This window comes from Streptomyces poonensis (assembly GCF_014650915.1).
Taxonomy (GTDB): Bacteria; Actinomycetota; Actinomycetes; order Streptomycetales; family Streptomycetaceae; genus Streptomyces; species Streptomyces poonensis.
In genome coordinates, this window is record NZ_BMVW01000011.1 from 211,527 (window position 1) to 229,947 (window position 18,421).

Consider the following 18,421-nt stretch of genomic DNA (forward strand, 5'->3'; position numbering starts at 1 on the left):
TGAAAACTCATGTGGTGACACCCGTCACATGACGCGTCCCTTGTTGCTCGTGGTGCATCTGCGCTAGAGGAGTGGGGAGTTGAGGCGCGTGATGCCCTCCTCCTGGCGCGGGACATGCCTCGGGGTCGTCGCCCCTCTGCAGGGTGTGTATCCCCTGTCGGCCGCGATCACGCCTTCGACGGGCTTTCGGCCACGGTCGGGACCTCTGTGGCGTACGGGCCGTCCGCGGCCGTCTCCGGGTCGTCCTCGTCCTGCTGCCCGGGTTCCATGGCCAACCGCAGCAGCCGATGGCAGATCGGGCAGTGGCGGGTCAGATGGCGGTAGGAGGAGGCGGCCGACAGATGGGCACGGAGCAGTGCGCGGGTCTCGTGCCGAACGGTCGCCGTCATGCGCCACCTCCGGGGTAGGGGAGCCCTCGTCTCTGGTTACCCAGGGAATGTGACGCCGTCAAGACGCAGCGACACGCTCCACTTCGGGGAGCGGAGCGTGGTGTGGGGGATATGGCCCGAGAGGTGCCTGCGACATGAGTGAGGGCCCCGCATCCTTCCGGATGCGAGGCCCTCCTCGTTGTGCGGTCCTGACGGGATTTGAACCCGCGGCCTCCACCTTGACAGGGTGGCGAGCACTCCAAACTGCTCCACAGGACCAGGTTTGCGGCGCTTGTTCGTGCGGTGCGCTGCGAGAAGGACTGTACAGGAGGGTGAGGGCCCTGGTCGAACTCACCCTCCGTACTGACGTCGTTACGGCACCGCCGCGTCGATCGCCTTCACGATCCGCTTGTCGGAGACGGGGTACGCCGTGCCCAGTGCGTGGGCGAAGTAGCTGACCCGGAGCTCCTCGATCATCCAGCGGATCTCCAGGACCTGCTGCGGCACCGGCCGGCCCTGGGGCAGCTGCTCCAGGAGCCAGGCGTACTCGTCCTGCATCTCGTGGACCTTCTCCATGCGGGTCGTGTCCCGCTGGACGCCCGTCGGCATCTGCTGGAGGCGGCGGTCCGCGGCCACCAGGTACCGCATGAGGTCCGGGAGCCGGCGCAGTCCCGCCGCCGTGACGAAGCCCGGTTTCACGAGCGCGTCCAGCTGCTTCCGTACGTCCTGGAGGTTCGGCAGCAGCGCCGGGCTCTTCACGGCCTTCAGCCGGCGCTCACACGCCTGCCAGGCGGCCAGCACCTGCTGTACCTGGCCGACCGTACGGACCGTGGTGTCGACGATCTCGGCGCGGACCTTGTCGTACAGCTTCCGGTACGACGACTCGTCCCATGCCGGACCGCCGAAGTCGGCGATCAGCTTGTCCGCCGCGGCCATCGCGCAGTCGTCGAACAGCGCCTGGATGGAGCCGTGCGGGTTCGCGGACAGGCCGAGCTTCTGCTGGTTGGAGAGCTTCTCCGAGGCGAACTTCGCCGGGTTGACCGGGATGTTGCGCAGGATCAGCCGGCGCGTGCCCTTCCACATCGCCTCCGCCTGCTCCGCCTCCGTGTCGAAGAGGCGTACGGAGACGGTGTCGCCGTCGGCCGCCTCGTCGACGAGTGCCGGGTACGCCTTGACCGGCTGGCCGGCGCGCCGGGTCTCGAAGACGCGGGTGAGGGAGCCGATCGTCCAGTCGGTCAGGCCGGAGCGTTCCAGGGACTCGCCGCCCTGCCGCTCCGCCGTGGCCGCCGCGGCCTGCGAGAGGGCCTTGCGCGCCTTCGGCTTGAGCTTCAGCCGCAGCGCTTCCAGGTCCTTGTCCTCGGCGATCTTGCGGCGCCGCTCGTCGACGATCCGGAAGGTGATCTTCAGGTGGTCGGGGACCTTGGCCAGGTCGAAGTCGGCCGGGTCCACGGGGACGCCCACCATCCGCTTCAGCTCACGCGCGAGCGTGAACGTCAGCGGCTCCTGGAGCGGCACCGCCCGCTCCAGGAACTTCTTCGCGTAGTTCGGGGCCGGTACGTAGTTGCGGCGGATCGGCTTGGGCAGGGAGCGGATCAGCTCGGTGACGACCTCCTCGCGCAGACCCGGGATCTGCCAGTCGAAGCCCTCGTCCGTGACCTGGTTGAGCACCTGGAGCGGGATGTGCACGGTCACACCGTCGGCGTCCGCGCCCGGCTCGAACTGGTACGTCACCCGGAACTTGAGGTTCCCCTGCCGCCACGAGTCCGGATAGTCGGCCTTGGTGACCGCCTCCGCCGACTCGCGGATGAGCATCTCGCGCTCGAAGTCGAGGAAGTCGGGCTGCTCGTGCCGCTTGTGCTTCCACCAGGAGTCGAAGTGCGCGCCGGAGACGACGTGCTCGGGCACGCGCTGGTCGTAGAAGTCGAACAGGGTGTCGTCGTCGACCAGGATGTCCCGGCGCCGGGCCCGGTGCTCCAGTTCCTCGACCTCGGTGAGGAGGCGGCGGTTGTCGGCGAAGAACTTGTGGTGCGTGCGCCAGTCACCCTCGACCAGGGCGTTGCGAATGAAAAGCTCGCGGCTGGTCTCGGGATCGATGCGGCCGTAGTTGACCTTCCGCTGGGCGACGATCGGGACGCCGTACAGCGTGACCTTCTCGTACGCCACCACGGCGGCCTGGTCCTTCTCCCAGTGCGGCTCGCTGTACGTGCGCTTGATGAGGTGCTCGGCCAGCGGCTCGACCCACTCCGGCTCGATCTTCGCGTTGACGCGGGCCCAGAGGCGGGACGTCTCGACCAGCTCGGCGGACATCACGAAGCGCGGGGGCTTCTTGAAGAGTGCCGAGCCCGGGAAGATCGCGAACTTGGCGTTGCGGGCGCCGATGTACTCGTTCCGACCGCCGTCCTTGCGGCCGCCCTGGCCGGAGTCCTTGGACTCCTTCACGTCCTTCATGCCGATGTGGGAGAGCAGGCCGGCGAGGAGCGAGACGTGGATGCGGTCGCCGGGGGCGTCCTCCTCGTTGAGGTGGATGCCCATCTGCTTGGCGACCGTGCGGAGCTGCGTGTAGATGTCCTGCCACTCGCGGATGCGCAGGAAGTTCAGGTACTCCTGCTTGCACATGCGGCGGAAGGACGACGAGCCGCGCTCCTTCTGCTGCTCGCGGACGTACCGCCACAGGTTCAGGTACGCGAGGAAGTCGCTGGTCTCGTCCTTGAAGCGGGCGTGCTGCTGGTCGGCCTGCGCCTGCTTCTCGGCGGGGCGCTCGCGCGGGTCCTGGATGGAGAGCGCGGCGGCGATGACCATGACCTCGCGGACACAGCCGTTCCTGTCGGCCTCCAGGACCATGCGGGCCAGACGCGGGTCGACGGGGAGCTGGGCGAGCTTGCGGCCGGTCTGGGTGAGCCGCTTGCGGACGTCCTTCTCCGTCGGGTCCAGCGCGTTCAGCTCCTGCAGCAGCTGCACGCCGTCGCGGATGTTGCGGTGGTCCGGCGGGTCGATGAACGGGAACTTCTCGATGTCGCCGAGGCCTGCGGCGGTCATCTGGAGGATGACGGAGGCCAGGTTCGTCCGGAGGATCTCCGCGTCCGTGAACTCGGGCCGGGCGTTGAAGTCGTCCTCGCTGTACAGCCGGATGCAGATGCCGTCGCTGGTCCGGCCGCAGCGGCCCTTGCGCTGGTTGGCGCTGGCCTGGGAGATCGGCTCGATCGGCAGGCGCTGGACCTTGGTGCGGTGGCTGTAGCGCGAGATACGGGCGAAGCCGGGGTCGATGACGTACTTGATGCCCGGGACGGTCAGGGAGGTCTCGGCGACGTTCGTGGCGAGAACGATCCTGCGGCCGGTGTGCTGCTGGAACACGCGGTGCTGCTCGGCGTGCGACAGCCGGGCGTACAGCGGGAGGATCTCGGTGAACCGGTACTTCTTCTTGGTCAGCGCGTCCGCCGTGTCACGGATCTCCCGCTCGCCGGAGAGGAAGACGAGGATGTCGCCCTGTCCCTCGGCCATCAGCTCCTCGACCGCGTCCGTGATCGCGGTGATCTGGTCCCGGTCGGAGTCCTCGCCGTCCTCCTCCAGAAGCGGCCGGTAGCGCACCTCCACGGGGTAGGTCCGCCCGCTGACCTCGATGATCGGCGCGTCGCCGAAGTGCCGGGAGAAGCGCTCGGGGTCGATGGTCGCCGAGGTGATGACGACCTTGAGGTCCGGCCGCTTCGGCAGCAGCTGGGCCAGGTAGCCGAGCAGGAAGTCGATGTTGAGGGACCGCTCGTGGGCCTCGTCGATGATGATCGTGTCGTAGGCGCGCAGCTCGCGGTCGGTCTGGATCTCGGCGAGCAGGATGCCGTCCGTCATCAGCTTGATGAAGGTGGCGTCCGGGTTCACCTGGTCGGTGAAGCGGACCTTCCAGCCGACGGCCTCGCCGAGCGGTGTGTCCAGCTCCTCCGCGACGCGCTCGGCGACCGTGCGCGCGGCGATCCTGCGGGGCTGGGTGTGCCCGATCATGCCGCGGACGCCACGGCCCAGCTCCAGGCAGATCTTGGGGATCTGCGTGGTCTTGCCGGAGCCGGTCTCACCGGCGACGATCACGACCTGGTGGTCGCGTATCGCCGCGGCGATCTCGTCCTTCTTCTGGCTGACGGGCAGCTGCTCGGGGTACCGGACCTCAGGCACGCGGGCGCGCCGTGCGGCCATGCGCTCCTCGGCCCTGGCGGCCTCGCCCTCGATCTCGGTGAGGACGGCGGCGCGGGCTTCCGGCTTGCGGATCTTGCGCGCGCCCTCCAGCCTGCGTCCGAGCCGGTGCGCGTCGCGCAGCGACAGCTCGGCCAGGCGGGTGGCGAGGGCGCCGAGGGCGGGGGCGGAATGCGTAGACATACGCGGTCCAGGATCTCACCTCACGGAAAACCCTGGCGAACGCTTTTGCGCCCCCTGGGGAGCGGGTGCCGTGGAGTTGCTCCGGTGGGCGGCTGATCTGCGGTGATGCAGGGCGGGGTGCGGCCGTGGAGGCCGGGATCGTTCTGTGATCCGTCCGGGGCGGCCGTTCGTCCACTCCCTGACCGGCTCCGCCGCGGCCCGTTCACGCCGCCTGGCCCGCCCGGGGCGCCGGCTCGCGCCGCACCAGCTGCGTCCCCTGTTCGTGGGCGGAGGAGGAAGGCTCGGCCGTCGTGGGCTCGGGGGTGGGTGACGCCGGCTCGTTCGTGGGTGTCGGCTCCTCCGTCGCCCGCGAGGGTGTCGGCTCGCCCGGTGTCGGCTCGGGCCCGGGCGGCCTGTCGTCCTGGTCGCCCGCCCCGCTCTCCGAGACCGGACCGGCGGCCGGCTCCGGGCTGCCGGAGGCGGCCGGGGCCGATGGCGACGCCGGCCCGGACGCGGACTCGTCCGGCCCGGCCGACGCGCCCTGTCCGCCGCGCCCGGCCCGGTATCCGGCGGCCCCGCCGCCGGTCACCGCCGGTCCGCCGTCCGGTTCCGCACCGCCCCGCCGCTCCGCCGGGTGCGAGGGAGCGGGGCCGGCCCCGCCGTCCCCCACACTCACACAGCCGGCCGCCGCCGCGACGGCCAGCGCCGTGGCGGCCAGACGGGCGGGTACGTACAAGGCGCGCACGGGCAGCCACCTCCGTTGAGGGTCCCCCCTGCTCATGGGGAGTCAACAAGCCCAACTCCCGCCGCCCACAAGAGGACACGCGCGACAGAGGACCCGCGCCACGCAGGGCACGCGCTGCAGAGGACCCGCGAGGGAGAGGGCTTACGCGACCGCCGCCCCGCGTGACCGCCGACCGGACTCAGCCGTAGCCGAGCGCGTGCAGCCGCGCGTCGTCGATCCCGAAGTGGTGCGCGATCTCGTGCACCACGGTCACCTCCGTCTCGGCGACCACGTCCTCCCGGGTCTCGCACATCCGCAGCGTCGGCCCCCGGTAGACGGTGATCCGGTCCGGCAGCACGCCCGCGTACCACTCGCCGCGCTCCGTCAGCGGAGTCCCCTCGTACAGCCCGAGCAGCTCGGGATCGTCCGCGGGCGGCTCGTCCTCGACGAACACCGCCACGTTGTCCATCAGGCGTGTCAGCTCCGGCGGGATCCGGTCCAGCGCCTCGGCGACCAGCTCCTCGAACTCCTCGCGCGTCATCTCCAGCACGCAGCCATTCTCCGGTACGGCACCGGCGGACAGGAGACGGAAACCGTCGTACGGGAGACCGAATCCCGCGCGGACACGTGGAAGCCCCCGGCACACTTCGGCGCATCCCGGAGCCGGGGTGCCGAGCGCACCGCATCCGCATATCCGCCCCCGCACCTGGGCATACGGGACCAATGGCCCGCGTCCCCGCTGCTGCTGCCGCCGTCCTGCGCCGCGTACGACAGTCGCCCGGTGCCCTGGCCCGTCGTTACCGCGCGCGCGGGTCGCACCCGACCGTCGCGCTCGTCCACCAGCCCCACCCATGGGTCCGCGCCGCCGGACTCGTCGGCGTCGTGCTGCTCGGCGCCTGGCTGGGCCTGCTGGTCGTGGGCGACGTCCGCACCCCGGTCGGCCCCATGAACACCACGATGACCCTGCGCCCCTCCCTCACCGGCGGCACGAAGATCAACGTCTCGCCGCTCGGCGCCCTGGAGCTGCGCAGCCATGTCGCCCCCGTCCGTCTGGACGTGAACGTCGACCAGCTCGACCCGGACCGCGCCCAGGCCCTGGTCGACCACCCCGAGCGGATCACCGGCCTCCAGGACGAGATCGCGAGCGACGTCACCCGGGGCACGCTCGACCTGGCCGTACGGTCCTGTGTCGCCGTCGTCTCCGGGGCCACCGCCCTCGGTCTGGTCGTCTACCGGCGCCCGCGCCGCGCCCTCGCCGCCGGCGGAATCGCCCTGGCCCTGCTCGGCGCGTCCGGCGGCACGGCGTACGCCACCTGGAACCCGAACTCGGTCCTGGAGCCCAGATTCTCCGGCCTGCTCTCCTCGGCCCCGTCCCTGGTCGGCGACGCCCGCAGCATCGTCACCGAGTTCGACATCTACCAGAAGGAACTGGCGCGCCTGGTGACGAACGTGACCAAGCTGTACGACGTCACGTCCACGCTCCCCGCGTACCGGCCCGACCCGAGCACGATCCGCGTCCTGCACGTGTCGGACATCCACCTCAACCCGGCGAGCTGGAAGATCATCGCCTCTCTGGTCGAGCAGTACGACATCAACGTCATCGTCGACTCCGGCGACACCATGGACCACGGCACGGCCGCCGAGAACGGCTTCCTCGACCCGATCGCCGACCTTGGGGCGCCGTACGTCTGGGTGCGCGGCAACCACGACTCGAAGACCACACAGAGTTACCTGGAGCGCATGAAGAACGTGCACGTCCTGGACGACGGACGGGCCGTCTCGGTGGCCGGGCTCCGCTTCGCCGGCATCGGTGATCCGCAGTACACGCCCGACCGCTCGACCGAGCAGGCGGGCGATCCGGCGGAGAAGCTGGCGGGCGCGCGTCTGGCGTCCGCGCTGCGCGACCAGAAGGCGGCCGGTACGCCCGCGGACATCGCGATCGCCCACAACCCGGTGGCGGCCCGCCAGACGGACGGCCAGGTGCCGCTGGTGCTGGCCGGGCACATCCACCACCAGGAGATGGAGGTCATGAAGTACGGCACGCGGCTGCGCGTCGAGGGCTCGACGGGCGGCAGCGGGCTGCGTGCGGTGGAGGGCGAGCACCCCGACCCCATCGAGGCCTCGGTGCTCTACCTCGACCGGGACACGCGCCGCCTCCAGGCCTGGGACGAGATCAAGCTGGGCGGACTGGGCCTGACGACGGCCGAGGTCAGCCGCCATCTGCCGAAGGAGAACCAGCCGGGGGCGACCCGTTCGCCGTCGCCCTCGGGGAGTACCCCCTCGAACCCCTCCTCCAGCCCCTCCCCGGGATCCTCCCCGAACCCCTCACCCAGCTCCTCTCCGGACGGTCCGTAAACCGTTTTGGCGATAGCACGCGCCATCCCATATGCTTCTCACGTCCCCGACGCGCTGAGAAGCGCCCAGGCGGGCCGATAGCCCTCATCGTCTAGCGGCCTAGGACGCCGCCCTTTCAAGGCGGTAGCACGGGTTCGAATCCCGTTGGGGGCACGCAAGATCGTGTGCGACACTTAGTTCGCTGGTTCGCACACAGCAGCTGGGTCCTGTGGAGCAGTTTGGAGTGCTCGCCACCCTGTCAAGGTGGAGGCCGCGGGTTCAAATCCCGTCAGGACCGCTGATGTGTCACGTTTCACGTGAAACATCGTGGCTGGGTAGCTCAGTTGGTACGAGCGTCCGCCTGAAAAGCGGAAGGTCGCCGGTTCGACCCCGGCCCCAGCCACCAGCACAAAGGCCCCGTCCTCGCGGACGGGGCCTTCGCTGTACGCGGCATCGTACCCGGCAGGCTTGCGCCCGGACCTGGGCTGACCTGGGGTGATGAGGGCGATTTGCCTTTTGGGGTGGTGGGTGCGTATGGTGGTAGATCGTTTGATCCCATTTGCCCGGCGCCAATAAGACGCGCCGCGTGTGGCGCGTACTCTCCCTTGCCGTGGCCGGACCGCATCGAGGCGGTCGCTTGCGACTTCACGGAGTTTGGGCGCGTGCCAAGAACTCCGGAAGGTTCGCATTTCGCATGTCCATCGCCAGTACTGATCACTCCACCCTGCCCGAGGGCACGGAGGACACCGCCACGGCACCCGAGGCCGCGGCTCCCGAGGCACCCGAAGTCACGTTCGCCGACCTGGGGCTGCCCGAGGGCGTCGTCCGCAAGCTCGCCCAGAACGGCGTGACCACCCCCTTCCCGATCCAGGCCGCGACCATCCCGGACGCGCTGGCGGGCAAGGACATCCTCGGCCGCGGCCGCACCGGCTCCGGCAAGACCCTCTCCTTCGGTCTGCCGACGCTGGCCACGCTGGCCGGCGGCCACACCGAGAAGAAGAAGCCGCGCGCGGTCATCCTCACGCCGACCCGTGAGCTCGCCATGCAGGTCGCGGACGCTCTCCAGCCGTACGGCGACGTCGTCGGGCTGAAGATGAAGGTCGTCTGCGGCGGTACGTCCATGGGCAACCAGATCTACGCCCTCGAGCGCGGCGTGGACATCCTGGTCGCCACCCCGGGCCGGCTGCGCGACATCATCAACCGCGGCGCCTGCTCGCTGGAGAACGTCCAGATCGCCGTCCTCGACGAGGCCGACCAGATGTCGGACCTGGGCTTCCTTCCCGAGGTCACCGAGCTGCTCGACCAGGTCCCGGCCGGCGGCCAGCGGATGCTCTTCTCCGCGACCATGGAGAACGAGATCGCGACGCTCGTCGACCGCTACCTGAAGGACCCGGTCAGCCACGAGGTCGACGCCGCCCAGGGTGCCGTGACGACCATGTCGCACCACATCCTGATCGTGAAGCCCAAGGACAAGGCGCCGGTCACCGCCGCGATCGCCTCCCGCAAGGGCCGCACCATCATCTTCGTCCGCACCCAGCTGGGCGCCGACCGCGTCGCCGAGCAGCTGCGGGACGCCGGGGTGAAGGCCGACGCGCTGCACGGCGGCATGACCCAGGGCGCCCGTACGCGCACCCTGGCCGACTTCAAGGACGGGTACGTCAACGTCCTCGTCGCCACCGACGTCGCGGCGCGCGGCATCCACGTGGACGGCATCGACCTCGTCCTGAACGTGGACCCCGCCGGCGACCACAAGGACTACCTGCACCGGGCCGGCCGCACCGCGCGCGCGGGCCGTACGGGCACCGTGGTCTCCCTGTCCCTGCCGCACCAGCGGCGCCAGATCTTCCGGCTGATGGAGGACGCGGGCGTCGACGCCTCGCGCCACATCATCCAGGGCGGTGCCGCGTTCGACCCCGAGGTCGCCGAGATCACCGGCGCCCGGTCGATGACCGAGGTCCAGGCCGAGTCGGCGGGCAACGCCGCCCAGCAGGCCGAGCGCGAGGTCGCCCACCTCACCAAGCAGCTGGAGCGGGCCACGCGCCGTGCGGGCGAGCTGCGCGACGAGGCCGACCGGCTGGTCGCGAGAGCCGCCCGGGAGCGGGGCGAGGACCCGGCCCACGCGCTCGCGGAGGCGCGGGGCGAGACCCCCGAGGGCGCAGCGGGCGCGGAGCCGGCCGACGCGGGCTCGCAGGGCGCCGCCGCTTCCCTGCCGGAGCAGGCCGCGCCGCAGGACGTGGAGCGGGTCGAGAGGGCCGAGCAGGACCGTGACCGTACGGAGGCGGCGTCGTACGAGCGCCCCGCGTACGAGCGCCGGGAGCGGCGTGACGACCGCGGCGGCTTCCAGCGGGACCGGGACCGTGACCGCGGCTTCAACCGCGACCGGGACCGTGACCGTGGCTTCCGTCGTGACGACCGGGGTGACCGGGGTGACCGTGGCGGGTTCAACCGTGACCGGGACCGTGACCGGGACCGTGACCGCGGGTTCGACCGTGGTGGCCGTTCCTTCGACCGGCGTGACGACCGTGGTGAGCGCGGCGGTTTCGACCGTGACCACCGTGGCTCGCGGGACTTCCGGGACCGTGACCGCGGTGACCGTGGCTTCCGCCGGGACGACCGCCGCGACGAGCGCCGCGACGACCGTGGTGGCCGTTCCTTCGAGCGCCGTGACGGTGAGCGCGGCGGCTTCCGCCGGGACAACGACCGCGGGTTCGACCGCGGTGGCCGTTCCTTCGACCGCCGTGACGGCGAGCGCGGTGCCCGCCGGGGCAGCGACCGCCCGTTCAACCGCGACCGCCAGGGCGACCGCCCCTCGGGCAACGGCTTCCGCTCCGGCGGTCATGACCGCCCGTACGGCCGCCGTGACGACCACCGCGGCTCGGGCTCCGGCTCCTTCGGGCGCCGCGAGGACAAGCCGCGCTGGAAGCGCAACGGCTGACGCGTAGACGGAACCCGCCGGGTCTGACCCGGCGGGTTCCGCCGTTTCCGCCGCCCGAACCGCCGCCCGATCCGCCGTCCGTTCGTCCGTTCTGTTCTTCGGCGGACCGTTTTGCGGTTCCGTCGACGCGGCCGGGTCGCCGATACCCGATCGGACTCCCGGCGTCCTCCGGCTATGCTCGGGGTGGCAACATCACCTGGGCCCTTAGCTCAATTGGCAGAGCAGTGGACTTTTAATCCATTGGTTGTGGGTTCGAGTCCCACAGGGCCTACCGGTGGCGGGCAGGGCATGCAGTCCCTGACCTGCTGCGAAGCGCCCGGGTCGACTTCGGTCGGTCCGGGCGCTGCCGCATTCTCACGGTCGTCACGGCCCTTGTCCCCTCTCTCGGGTCGGCAGAGGGTCGCGGGTCCCGTCGCGCTCGAGCGGGACCTCTTCGACGACAGCTCCCCGCTGCACCAGGCCTTCTACGCGGACAGCGCCGACAGCGACCAGTGGGTCAAGAAGGCCAATGACCAGGAGCGGGCATGGACCAGCACTGTCGGCGGACTGACGTCCTACCCTGACGAACCGCGCGGTGCGGACGAGATCTACGACAGGACCGGCCTGCTTCCGTGGCTGTACCAGTCGTACTTCAAGTCGGTCGACCTGTTCTCCCCGTCCTACGACCCGTCGCCCACCGCTGACGACACGACGAAGGCCGCCGCGCTCGCGGTCGGCGACCCGCTGTACACCACCGGGGGCACTCCGGAGGAGCAGCAGGCGTGGAAGCTGTGGAAGAAGAACTCCGGGAAGATCGAACCCAACCAGCTGTTCGTCCCCAGGGTGTTCGCCGATGACGCCCGTGTCTTCCTGGCCTCGGGCGGCTTCCCCCGCACGGCGACGTGCGCGCCGCCGCCCCCCTGAAGAGCGTGAGCACGGGCAAGTGCGTGGACCTGAGCGCGTTCACCAAGGGCACGGACGCGCGGCTGTGGGACTGCAAGACCGCCGCCTCGCAGAAGTTCCTGCTCAAGCCGTCCGGTCACCAGGGAACGGACAGCCCCCTGTACCCGGAGAAGGCGGAGTTCGACAAGGCGAAGAAGGTCGTCACCGACGCCCAGGCGGCGGCGAAGAAGTACCTGGCCGCGCTCAAGACCCAGCTGGAGAACGCCAAGAAGTCGGCCACGGCCTCGGACACGGCCGAGCAGGCCGCGTACGGTGTCGCGGATGCCGCGGGCGCGCCGCGGGGTCGTGGGCTTCTGGTCGGTCAGCAGAAGGCGCAGGTCACCAAGGGTTCGGTGGCGGCGCTGACGGCGATGACGAAGGCCGGCGAGACCGCCGAGGCCGCAACCAGGGCTTCCGCGGGTGACAGCGAGACCATCACGCAACGGGCCCTGGCCCAGGCGGCGCAGGTCAACGCCGGTTCCGTAAGGAGGCCGCGCACACGGCCGAGCTGCAGGCGAAGGCCGCGGCGGACGCGGCCAGGCTGCACCGGGACAACGCCAAGAAGGACAAGGAGACCGCGGAGGCGAAGCTCGCCGTCGCGCTGAAGGCGGAAGCCGATGCCAAGGCGGCTGCCGCCGACGCGCATGCCAAGCGGCTCGCTGCGGAGGCCGAGGAGAAGACGGCCAGGGCGGAGAAGGAGACCGCCGCGGCCAAGCAGGCCGAGGCCGACCGGCACAAGAAGGACGCGCAGGCCGAGGCGGCGGACGCGAAGGACGCCAAGGACAGGGCCGAGGCCGCCGAGGGCACCGCGGTCGCGCGGCGGAACGACGCGGTCAAGGCTCGCGACAAGGCTCGCGACCTGCGGGACGACGCCTGGGACGCCGAGCGGAAGGCGGACGCCGCCCGTGCGAAGGCGGACGCGAAGGAGGCGTTCGCCCAGGCGCACGAGTCCGACAGCAAGGCTCAGGAGTCCAGGGCGGCGGCGGACGCGGCTGCCGCGCACGCGGACGACGCCGAGGCAGCCGCAGGCCGTGCCCGGGCCGCGGCGGATGCGGCGACCGAGGCGGCGGCCGAGGCGGATGCCGCGGCCACCCGCGCCGACGCGGCCGCCGAGCGGGCTCGCTCGAACGCGGACGCCGCGCAAGCCGCCAAGCTGAGGGCCGACGCCGCCGTCGCGACCGCGACCAGCGCGGTGGCCGACGCCATCGACGCCTCCGAGCACGCCTCCTCCGAGGCCAAGGCGGCCGTCGAGCTGGCGGACGAGGCGGAGAGGCTGGCCAGGACCGCCAAGTCCGATGCGGACGCGGCGAACATGGAGGCCGCCAAGGCCCTGGCCGCCGCGGCGAAGGCCGCGGGTTTCGCCCATGTCACCGCCCAGGCCGCGGTCGACGCCGGCAGCGCCGCCGTCCAGGTCGCCAAGCCGGCCAACGACGCGGTCGAACTCGGCTCGCCGTACGTCGACACGGACTCGGCCGCCGGCCTGGTCGTGCTGACCGGACAGGCGTCGAAATCGATCACTGAGCAGCAGAAGACCGTCGCCGACGCCCACGCCGAGAACGCGTAGGCGGAAGCAGCCGCGGCCAAGAACCTGGCCGAACAGGCGACGGGCGACGCGAAGATCGCCTACCAGTACGCCGCCAACGCGGCCGGACACGCGGCGGACGCACGCGGGTACTCCAAGGAGGCCCTCGGGTACGCGGCCGACGCCGCCGCAGCCGCCTCGAAGGCGTCCGCGTCCCTGGCCCGCACCGTCGACTACGACCGTAGGGCCACCGAAGACTCCGACGCGGCCGACAAGGCCGCCGGTCGCGCCGAAGGCTACACCGAGGAAGCCCGGTCCTCCGCGGACCAGGCCGCCCAGGACGCCCGTGACGCCGCAGCCACGGCCGAGCAGTTCGCCGAGGACGCCCGTGCGGCCGCCGACCGGGCCGATGCCGCCGCCACCGAAGCCGAGCAGGCCGCCAAGGACGCGCTCAAGTACGCCGAGGAGGCGCAGGAGGCCGCGGAGTCCGCGGCGCGGAAGCAGGCCAACCAGCAGGTCAGCAGCGGCGCGGGTACCGGCATCGGTGGTACGTGGTACGTCGTCGACGACGACAGCATCGAGATCACCGACGCCAAGCAGCAGAACGACTGCGTCATCGAGATCGGCTTCGAGGGCTGCACCGTCACGTTCCTCGTCACGTTCAACGCGACGGTCGACTTCTTCCTCTGTACCGATCCCGACGTACCGGCCACCGCCAACGGCTGCCCGTCCGAGGACACGCTGCTCCTGGAGAGCGCGCCCCTCAAGGGCCTGAAGAAGGAGGTCACGGAGCACTTCACGAAGTGGGAGCTGATCGAGCAGACCCTCACCTACAAGATCATCAAGGCGGTCCTGGTCCAGGACTTCGTCGACTGCTGGCACGGCAGCGTCAGCGGCTGCGGCTGGGCCCTGAGCAACTTCATCCCGGGCAAGGCGTTCACGAAGATCGCCGAAGCGATCCGCGCGCTGGACGCCGCGATGAGGACAGGCATCGACGTCACCGACGCCTACAAGTCACTGAGGGCCCTCGATCTCGATCCCGCAACGCTTGCGCGGATCGATGACACCGTCAACCTCTTCGAGGATCTGGCGACGTCCTGCAGGATCAACAGTTTCCCGGGACGCACCCTCGTCCTGATGGCCGACGGCAGCCGCAAGGCGATCAGCGACGTACGCCGGGGTGACCGCGTACTGGCGGAGGACCCCGAGAGCGGCGATCAGCGCCCGCCGGTCGTCAGCGCGACGTTCGCCCATGACACGGACCGCCTGATCCACCTCACGCTCGCCGACGGGAGCGCCCTGTCCAGCACCGCGGGGCACCGGGTCTTCGTCGTCGATCGTGGCTGGGTCCTGGTGTCGGAGTTGCGCAGAGGCGACGAGATGCGCTCGCCCGACGGGACGGTCCACGCCGTCAGCGGGCTGCGGGACCTGACGGACCTGGAGCCGCGCACGGTCTACGACCTCACCGTCGACGGTCTGCACACCTTCTACGTGCGCGCCGAAGGCCCGCGTGCGAATGACCTCCTGGTCCACAACTGCGCGAATCTCGCCGACGAACTGGAGTTCCCGAGAAGCGGGGCCCATACGCTGAGCCGGCACGTCGACCCGACCCCGGAGCAGGCCAGGCAGTTCGCCCTCGAGAACGAGCGGAAGGGTCTGGAACCCATCAGTACCGTGTGGACCGACCGGGACATCGCCCAGCAGGCGGTCGACCGCGTTCTGGCCCACTACTTCTTCCCCAACGGCAAGCGGAGGGGAGCCAGCTTCGACGCGCTGGACAACTTCCTCCACCATCGGGGCCAGTGGAGGAACAAGACCGAGTTCCCGATCACCGGACGATGGGACGCGCACGAATCCCTGGGCAAGGTGTACAGGACGGACGGCTCCTGGGAGGCCGCGGGGAATGAGGTCCGCGTGGTCCTCAGGAGGCTGCCGGGGAGGGACGGCCACCAGGGCTACATCGTCTATACGGCGTATCCGCTGAAAAAGCGCTCCTGAGCGGCGTCGACGGCAATCGGCCCATGACCTGGACCTCGGCTCGGCTTCCGGCCGCGGTTCCGGTCCGGAGGCCCGCGGTGGGCCCGTCCCAGGACGGGCCCACCGCGGGAACACAGAGAAAGGCGATGAATACATCGTGGCAAGACGGCGCGAGCACTTCAGCGGATACGCGGGGGACTTCGGCCTCAGCGCACTCGCGGAGAGACTCGGTGCCTCAGGCGTGCGGGCCGATGAGGCACAGGCACGCGTCCTCGCCGCAGAGGTGGCCGATGACTGCGGAGGCGAGGGCGCCGTCGAACTCGGTGCCGACCTGCGCTGCCTGCTGGAGTCCGCCGTGCCGGAAGAGCTGATGCACACGGCATGGCTGGCGGCCGCGCATCAGGGCTTCGATCCCGCCGACTTCGGCATGGGCATGCGCGACTGGCTCCGCCGGCTCGCGGACCGGTACCCGGCCCGCTCCCGGAAGGAAACCCATGGCTACCGGCCCGGATCGGTCCCGTCGAGCATGGACGAGGAGGAGTTGCGCGAAGCCGTGGCCCGGGAGATCCGGACCTCGGCGTCCGAGCTGACGCATGCCGTGGCGACGAGCGGTTCGGCTGCTCCGGTGCCCGGATCCGTGCCGGAAGCACTGGAAAGGATCGTCAGGGAGAGTGACGGAGCACTCGGCTTCCGCCTCTTCCTGCGGGCCTTGAAGGCGTACGGTGTTCCGGTCGCCAAGGACCAGTACGACCGCCTCATGGTGCTCGACACCAGGCTCCGGTACCCGGGACCGCTGGTGTACGACGGCCTGAATGTGCAGTGGCCGCCCATCGACACCACCCAGCGGGACGCCACGGGGGACTTCGGATTCTCCGAACTCACGTCGTGGTTCACAGGGCAATGGCACGACCACACGGCCAGGGAGACGGTGCAGAGGGCCGCGGCCAACGACGACACCGCGGAGACCCCGGGCTCGGCGGCGGCCTCGCTGCTCGAGGACACGCTTCGTCTGCTGGAGTCCTCGCTGTCCTCCGGCACGATCACCACCTTGTGGCTGGCCGCGTCGGACCGGGGCTTCAGCATCGACCGGGCAGGCATCGACGCACGGAGCTGGCTCCGGACGATCGCGGAGGTGTGCCGCGACCGCCTGCAGGAGGTGGCTCCGTCGTACACGCCGGTCGAGCCGTCACTCCGGACCGAGCTCACCGGTCCGGTGCTTCGGGAGCTCCAGGACCTGACACTGCTGCTGGCGGACCGGGCCGTCAGCCCCGGCTGGCACGAGATCCCGGGCACGACCGCGGCGGAAGCACTGGAACAGGTCGTCACCCGGGTCGACCCCGATCTCGGATACCGGCTGCTCCTGAGGCTCCTGCGGGTACTGGCCCTGCCACTGACCGAGGAGCAGTACGCCCGCCACCGGTCGCTCGGCGAGCGGTTCGGCTACGGCGCTTTCCATGTCAACGAGCTGGAACTCCTGGTGGAGCACGGGTGAGCGGATGACACGGCCCGAGCCGCCACGGGTGGGATCGTCTCCCCGGTCCGCCGGCTGCTCCTCACTCCACGGTCAGCGCGGGGAACGGGACGACGAACATGCCGCCCGCCCGTACGTAGTCGGTCAGGCCGGCCCTGATGTCGTCCCGGAAGTTCCAGGCGAAGAGCACGCAGTAGTCGGTGTCCGTGCGGTCGAGGGCCGTGGGAGGCGCGATGGGGATGCCGGAGCCGGGGACGTGGAGGCCGTGCTTGCGCGGGTTGTCGTCGACGATGCGGTCGATGGCGTCGTCGATGCCGGCCTGGGACATCAGCGTGACCGCGCGGGCCGAGGCGCCGTAGCCGGACAGCCGTCTGCCGCGGGCTCGCAGACCGTGGACGACGTCGTGCAGGCCGGTGTTGACCCGTCGGGTGCGGGCGGCGAAGTCGTGCAGCAGGCTGCCGTCGGTCACGCCCGCGGCCTCCTCGCGGCGGAGCAGCTCCGCGACCGCGGGGGAGACGTCGGCGGGCCGTACGGCGCCGGCGGGGCGGAGCCAGCAGCGGATCGAACCGCCCTGGGTGGGGATCTCCTCGACGTCGGTCACGGCCAGGTCGTGCCGCTCCGCCGCGGTGCGCAGCGCGTGCAGCGAGAAGTACGACATGTGCTCGTGGTAGATGAACTCGTACATGCCGGCGGTGGCCATGGGCAGCAGGTGCGCGGCCTCCACCACGGCGTGCGCCCCCGTCGGCGCGAGGAGGCGGCGGATGCCCCGCAGGGTGCTGCCGAGGTCCCCCACGTGCGCCAGGACGTTGTTGGCCAGGACCAGGTCCGCCGGACCCCGTTCGGCGAGGATCTTCTCCGCCACGGAGTCGTCGAAGTGCGTGGCGAGGGTCGGGACGCCGTTCTCCTCGGCGTGCCGGGCGAGGTCGGCGGCCGGGTCGACGCCGAGCACCCGCAGGCCCGCGGCGGCGAAGCCGCGCAGCAGCGTGCCGTCGTTGGAGCCGATCTCGACCACCGTCGCCCCGGCGGGCAGGCGGTGGCGGTCGATCAGGGTGCGCGCGAGCGTCCCGTAGTGGCGTACGAGGCCGGGGGCCGTGCCGGTCGCGTACTTGTAGTCGCGGAAGAGGAGGTCGCGGTCCACCAGGTCGGCCAGCTGGACGTGGGTGCAGGCGGCGCAGCGGACCAGGCGCAGCGGGAAGGTGGCGGCGCGGCGGGCCTCGTCGGCGGTCGGGGCGAGGGCGTTGGCCGGTGGGGTGGGGCGCAGGTCGAGGACCGTCTCGGGGGCCGGTGCGGCGCAGAGCAGACAGCGGTCCGGGCTCATGCCTGCCTCCCCTGCCTCCGCCGGTGCAGTTCGCCGGTGAGCAGTTCGCCGATGCCCTCCAGGTAGGGGGCGACCTCGGGGCGCTCCTCCAGCGGATCGACCCGGACCACCTCGTCCTCGTAGCGGCGGCCGCGGCGGTCCCAGTCGGAGAGCGTCACGAAGACGGTGCGCTCGGGGAAGACGGTGGTGTGCGGCACGCCCTTGGGGCTGATCACCGACTGGCCGGGGCCGACCTCGGCGACGGAGATCCTGTGGTCGGCGTCCTCCTCGAGGTAGATCATGCGGCCGGAGACGACGTACATCAGGTGGCTCTCGTTGCGGTGGTAGTGGTTGCCGCGGACGGCGCCGGCCTCCGATTCGATGACCATCGTCCCGGCGGTGTCGAAGTGGGGGAGCGCGGTGATGCTGCCGCGGAGGTCCGCGTGCACCTCCGTCGGGGCGAGGATGCGGAGGCTGTCGGAGGTAGTGGTGGGGGTGGTGGGGTTCTCGCTGGACAACGTTTCTCCTCTCCGG

Annotated in this window: 10 protein-coding genes, 5 tRNA genes and 1 pseudogene; 9 read left to right on the forward strand and 7 right to left on the reverse strand. The window is 70.9% G+C overall.

What is annotated here, in order from left to right; translation table 11 throughout:
* Nucleotides 1-167: 167 nt before the first annotated feature.
* From IE242_RS25130 to IE242_RS25150, 5 genes are all read right to left on the reverse strand, one after another.
* A complete protein-coding gene (locus IE242_RS25130; RefSeq protein WP_189862992.1) occupies nt 168-389 on the reverse strand; it encodes a DUF6274 family protein in 222 nt (73 codons plus the stop codon).
* 183 nt (nt 390-572) lie between these two features.
* Nucleotides 573-647 (reverse strand) — tRNA-Asp (locus tag IE242_RS25135).
* Nucleotides 648-740: 93 nt separating this feature from the next.
* Nucleotides 741-4,727: an ATP-dependent RNA helicase HrpA gene (hrpA, locus tag IE242_RS25140; RefSeq protein ID WP_189862993.1), complete on the reverse strand. Its 3,987-nt coding sequence runs from the start codon at nt 4,725-4,727 to the stop codon at nt 741-743.
* 202 nt (nt 4,728-4,929) lie between these two features.
* Nucleotides 4,930-5,451: a hypothetical protein gene (locus IE242_RS25145; RefSeq protein WP_189862995.1), complete on the reverse strand. Its 522-nt coding sequence runs from the start codon at nt 5,449-5,451 to the stop codon at nt 4,930-4,932.
* Between the two features lie 178 nt (nt 5,452-5,629).
* Nucleotides 5,630-5,980, reverse strand: coding sequence for a metallopeptidase family protein (locus IE242_RS25150; protein WP_189862997.1), 351 nt, complete (start codon nt 5,978-5,980; stop codon nt 5,630-5,632).
* A 173-nt stretch (nt 5,981-6,153) separates the two neighbouring features.
* Here IE242_RS25150 and IE242_RS25155 point away from each other — a divergent pair, with 173 nt between their 5' ends.
* The 9 genes and pseudogenes from IE242_RS25155 (at nt 6,154) to IE242_RS25190 (ending at nt 16,611) form a co-directional block, all read left to right on the forward strand.
* The gene (locus IE242_RS25155; protein ID WP_189862999.1) at nt 6,154-7,785 is read left to right on the forward strand and encodes a metallophosphoesterase family protein; all 1,632 of its coding nucleotides are present in this window, start codon (nt 6,154-6,156) and stop codon (nt 7,783-7,785) included.
* A gap of 80 nt (nt 7,786-7,865) precedes the next feature.
* Nucleotides 7,866-7,938, forward strand: a tRNA-Glu gene (locus IE242_RS25160).
* Between the two features lie 49 nt (nt 7,939-7,987).
* Nucleotides 7,988-8,062, forward strand: a tRNA-Asp gene (locus IE242_RS25165).
* 31 nt (nt 8,063-8,093) lie between these two features.
* Nucleotides 8,094-8,170, forward strand: a tRNA-Phe gene (locus IE242_RS25170).
* 288 nt (nt 8,171-8,458) lie between these two features.
* Nucleotides 8,459-10,699: a DEAD/DEAH box helicase gene (locus IE242_RS25175; protein WP_189863001.1), complete on the forward strand. Its 2,241-nt coding sequence runs from the start codon at nt 8,459-8,461 to the stop codon at nt 10,697-10,699.
* Nucleotides 10,700-10,897: 198 nt separating this feature from the next.
* Nucleotides 10,898-10,970 (forward strand) — tRNA-Lys (locus tag IE242_RS25180).
* Nucleotides 10,971-11,071: 101 nt separating this feature from the next.
* On the forward strand, nt 11,072-11,602 hold the full coding sequence (locus tag IE242_RS39480) for a hypothetical protein (protein ID WP_271208722.1): 531 nt from the start codon (nt 11,072-11,074) through the stop codon (nt 11,600-11,602).
* Nucleotides 11,578-15,140 (forward strand): annotated as a pseudogene (locus IE242_RS39270) (polymorphic toxin-type HINT domain-containing protein); the annotation flags it as partial. The gene IE242_RS39480 and the pseudogene IE242_RS39270, both read left to right, overlap by 25 nt.
* A gap of 136 nt (nt 15,141-15,276) precedes the next feature.
* A complete protein-coding gene (locus IE242_RS25190; protein ID WP_189863003.1) occupies nt 15,277-16,611 on the forward strand; it encodes a hypothetical protein in 1,335 nt (444 codons plus the stop codon).
* Between the two features lie 61 nt (nt 16,612-16,672).
* Here the strand turns inward: IE242_RS25190 and IE242_RS25195 are convergent, their stop codons facing one another.
* Both IE242_RS25195 and IE242_RS25200 read right to left on the reverse strand, forming a co-directional pair.
* The gene (locus tag IE242_RS25195) at nt 16,673-17,908 is read right to left on the reverse strand and encodes a class I SAM-dependent methyltransferase (RefSeq protein WP_189863005.1); all 1,236 of its coding nucleotides are present in this window, start codon (nt 17,906-17,908) and stop codon (nt 16,673-16,675) included.
* Complete coding sequence (locus IE242_RS25200; RefSeq protein WP_189863007.1) at nt 17,905-18,405, reverse strand: cupin domain-containing protein; 501 nt, start codon at nt 18,403-18,405, stop codon at nt 17,905-17,907. Before IE242_RS25200 ends, IE242_RS25195 begins: the two co-directional genes overlap by 4 nt.
* Nucleotides 18,406-18,421: the final 16 nt, after the last annotated feature.

Excerpts from the sequence above, each read along its gene's own strand:
- IE242_RS25130 (WP_189862992.1), bottom strand. The coding sequence starts at position 389 with ATGACGGCGACCGTTCGGCACGAGACCCGCGCACTGCTCCGTGCCCAT.
- hrpA (WP_189862993.1), bottom strand. The coding sequence starts at position 4,727 with ATGTCTACGCATTCCGCCCCCGCCCTCGGCGCCCTCGCCACCCGCCTG.
- IE242_RS25155 (WP_189862999.1), top strand. The coding sequence starts at position 6,154 with ATGGCCCGCGTCCCCGCTGCTGCTGCCGCCGTCCTGCGCCGCGTACGA.
- IE242_RS25175 (WP_189863001.1), top strand. The coding sequence starts at position 8,459 with ATGTCCATCGCCAGTACTGATCACTCCACCCTGCCCGAGGGCACGGAG.
- IE242_RS25195 (WP_189863005.1), bottom strand. The coding sequence starts at position 17,908 with ATGAGCCCGGACCGCTGTCTGCTCTGCGCCGCACCGGCCCCCGAGACG.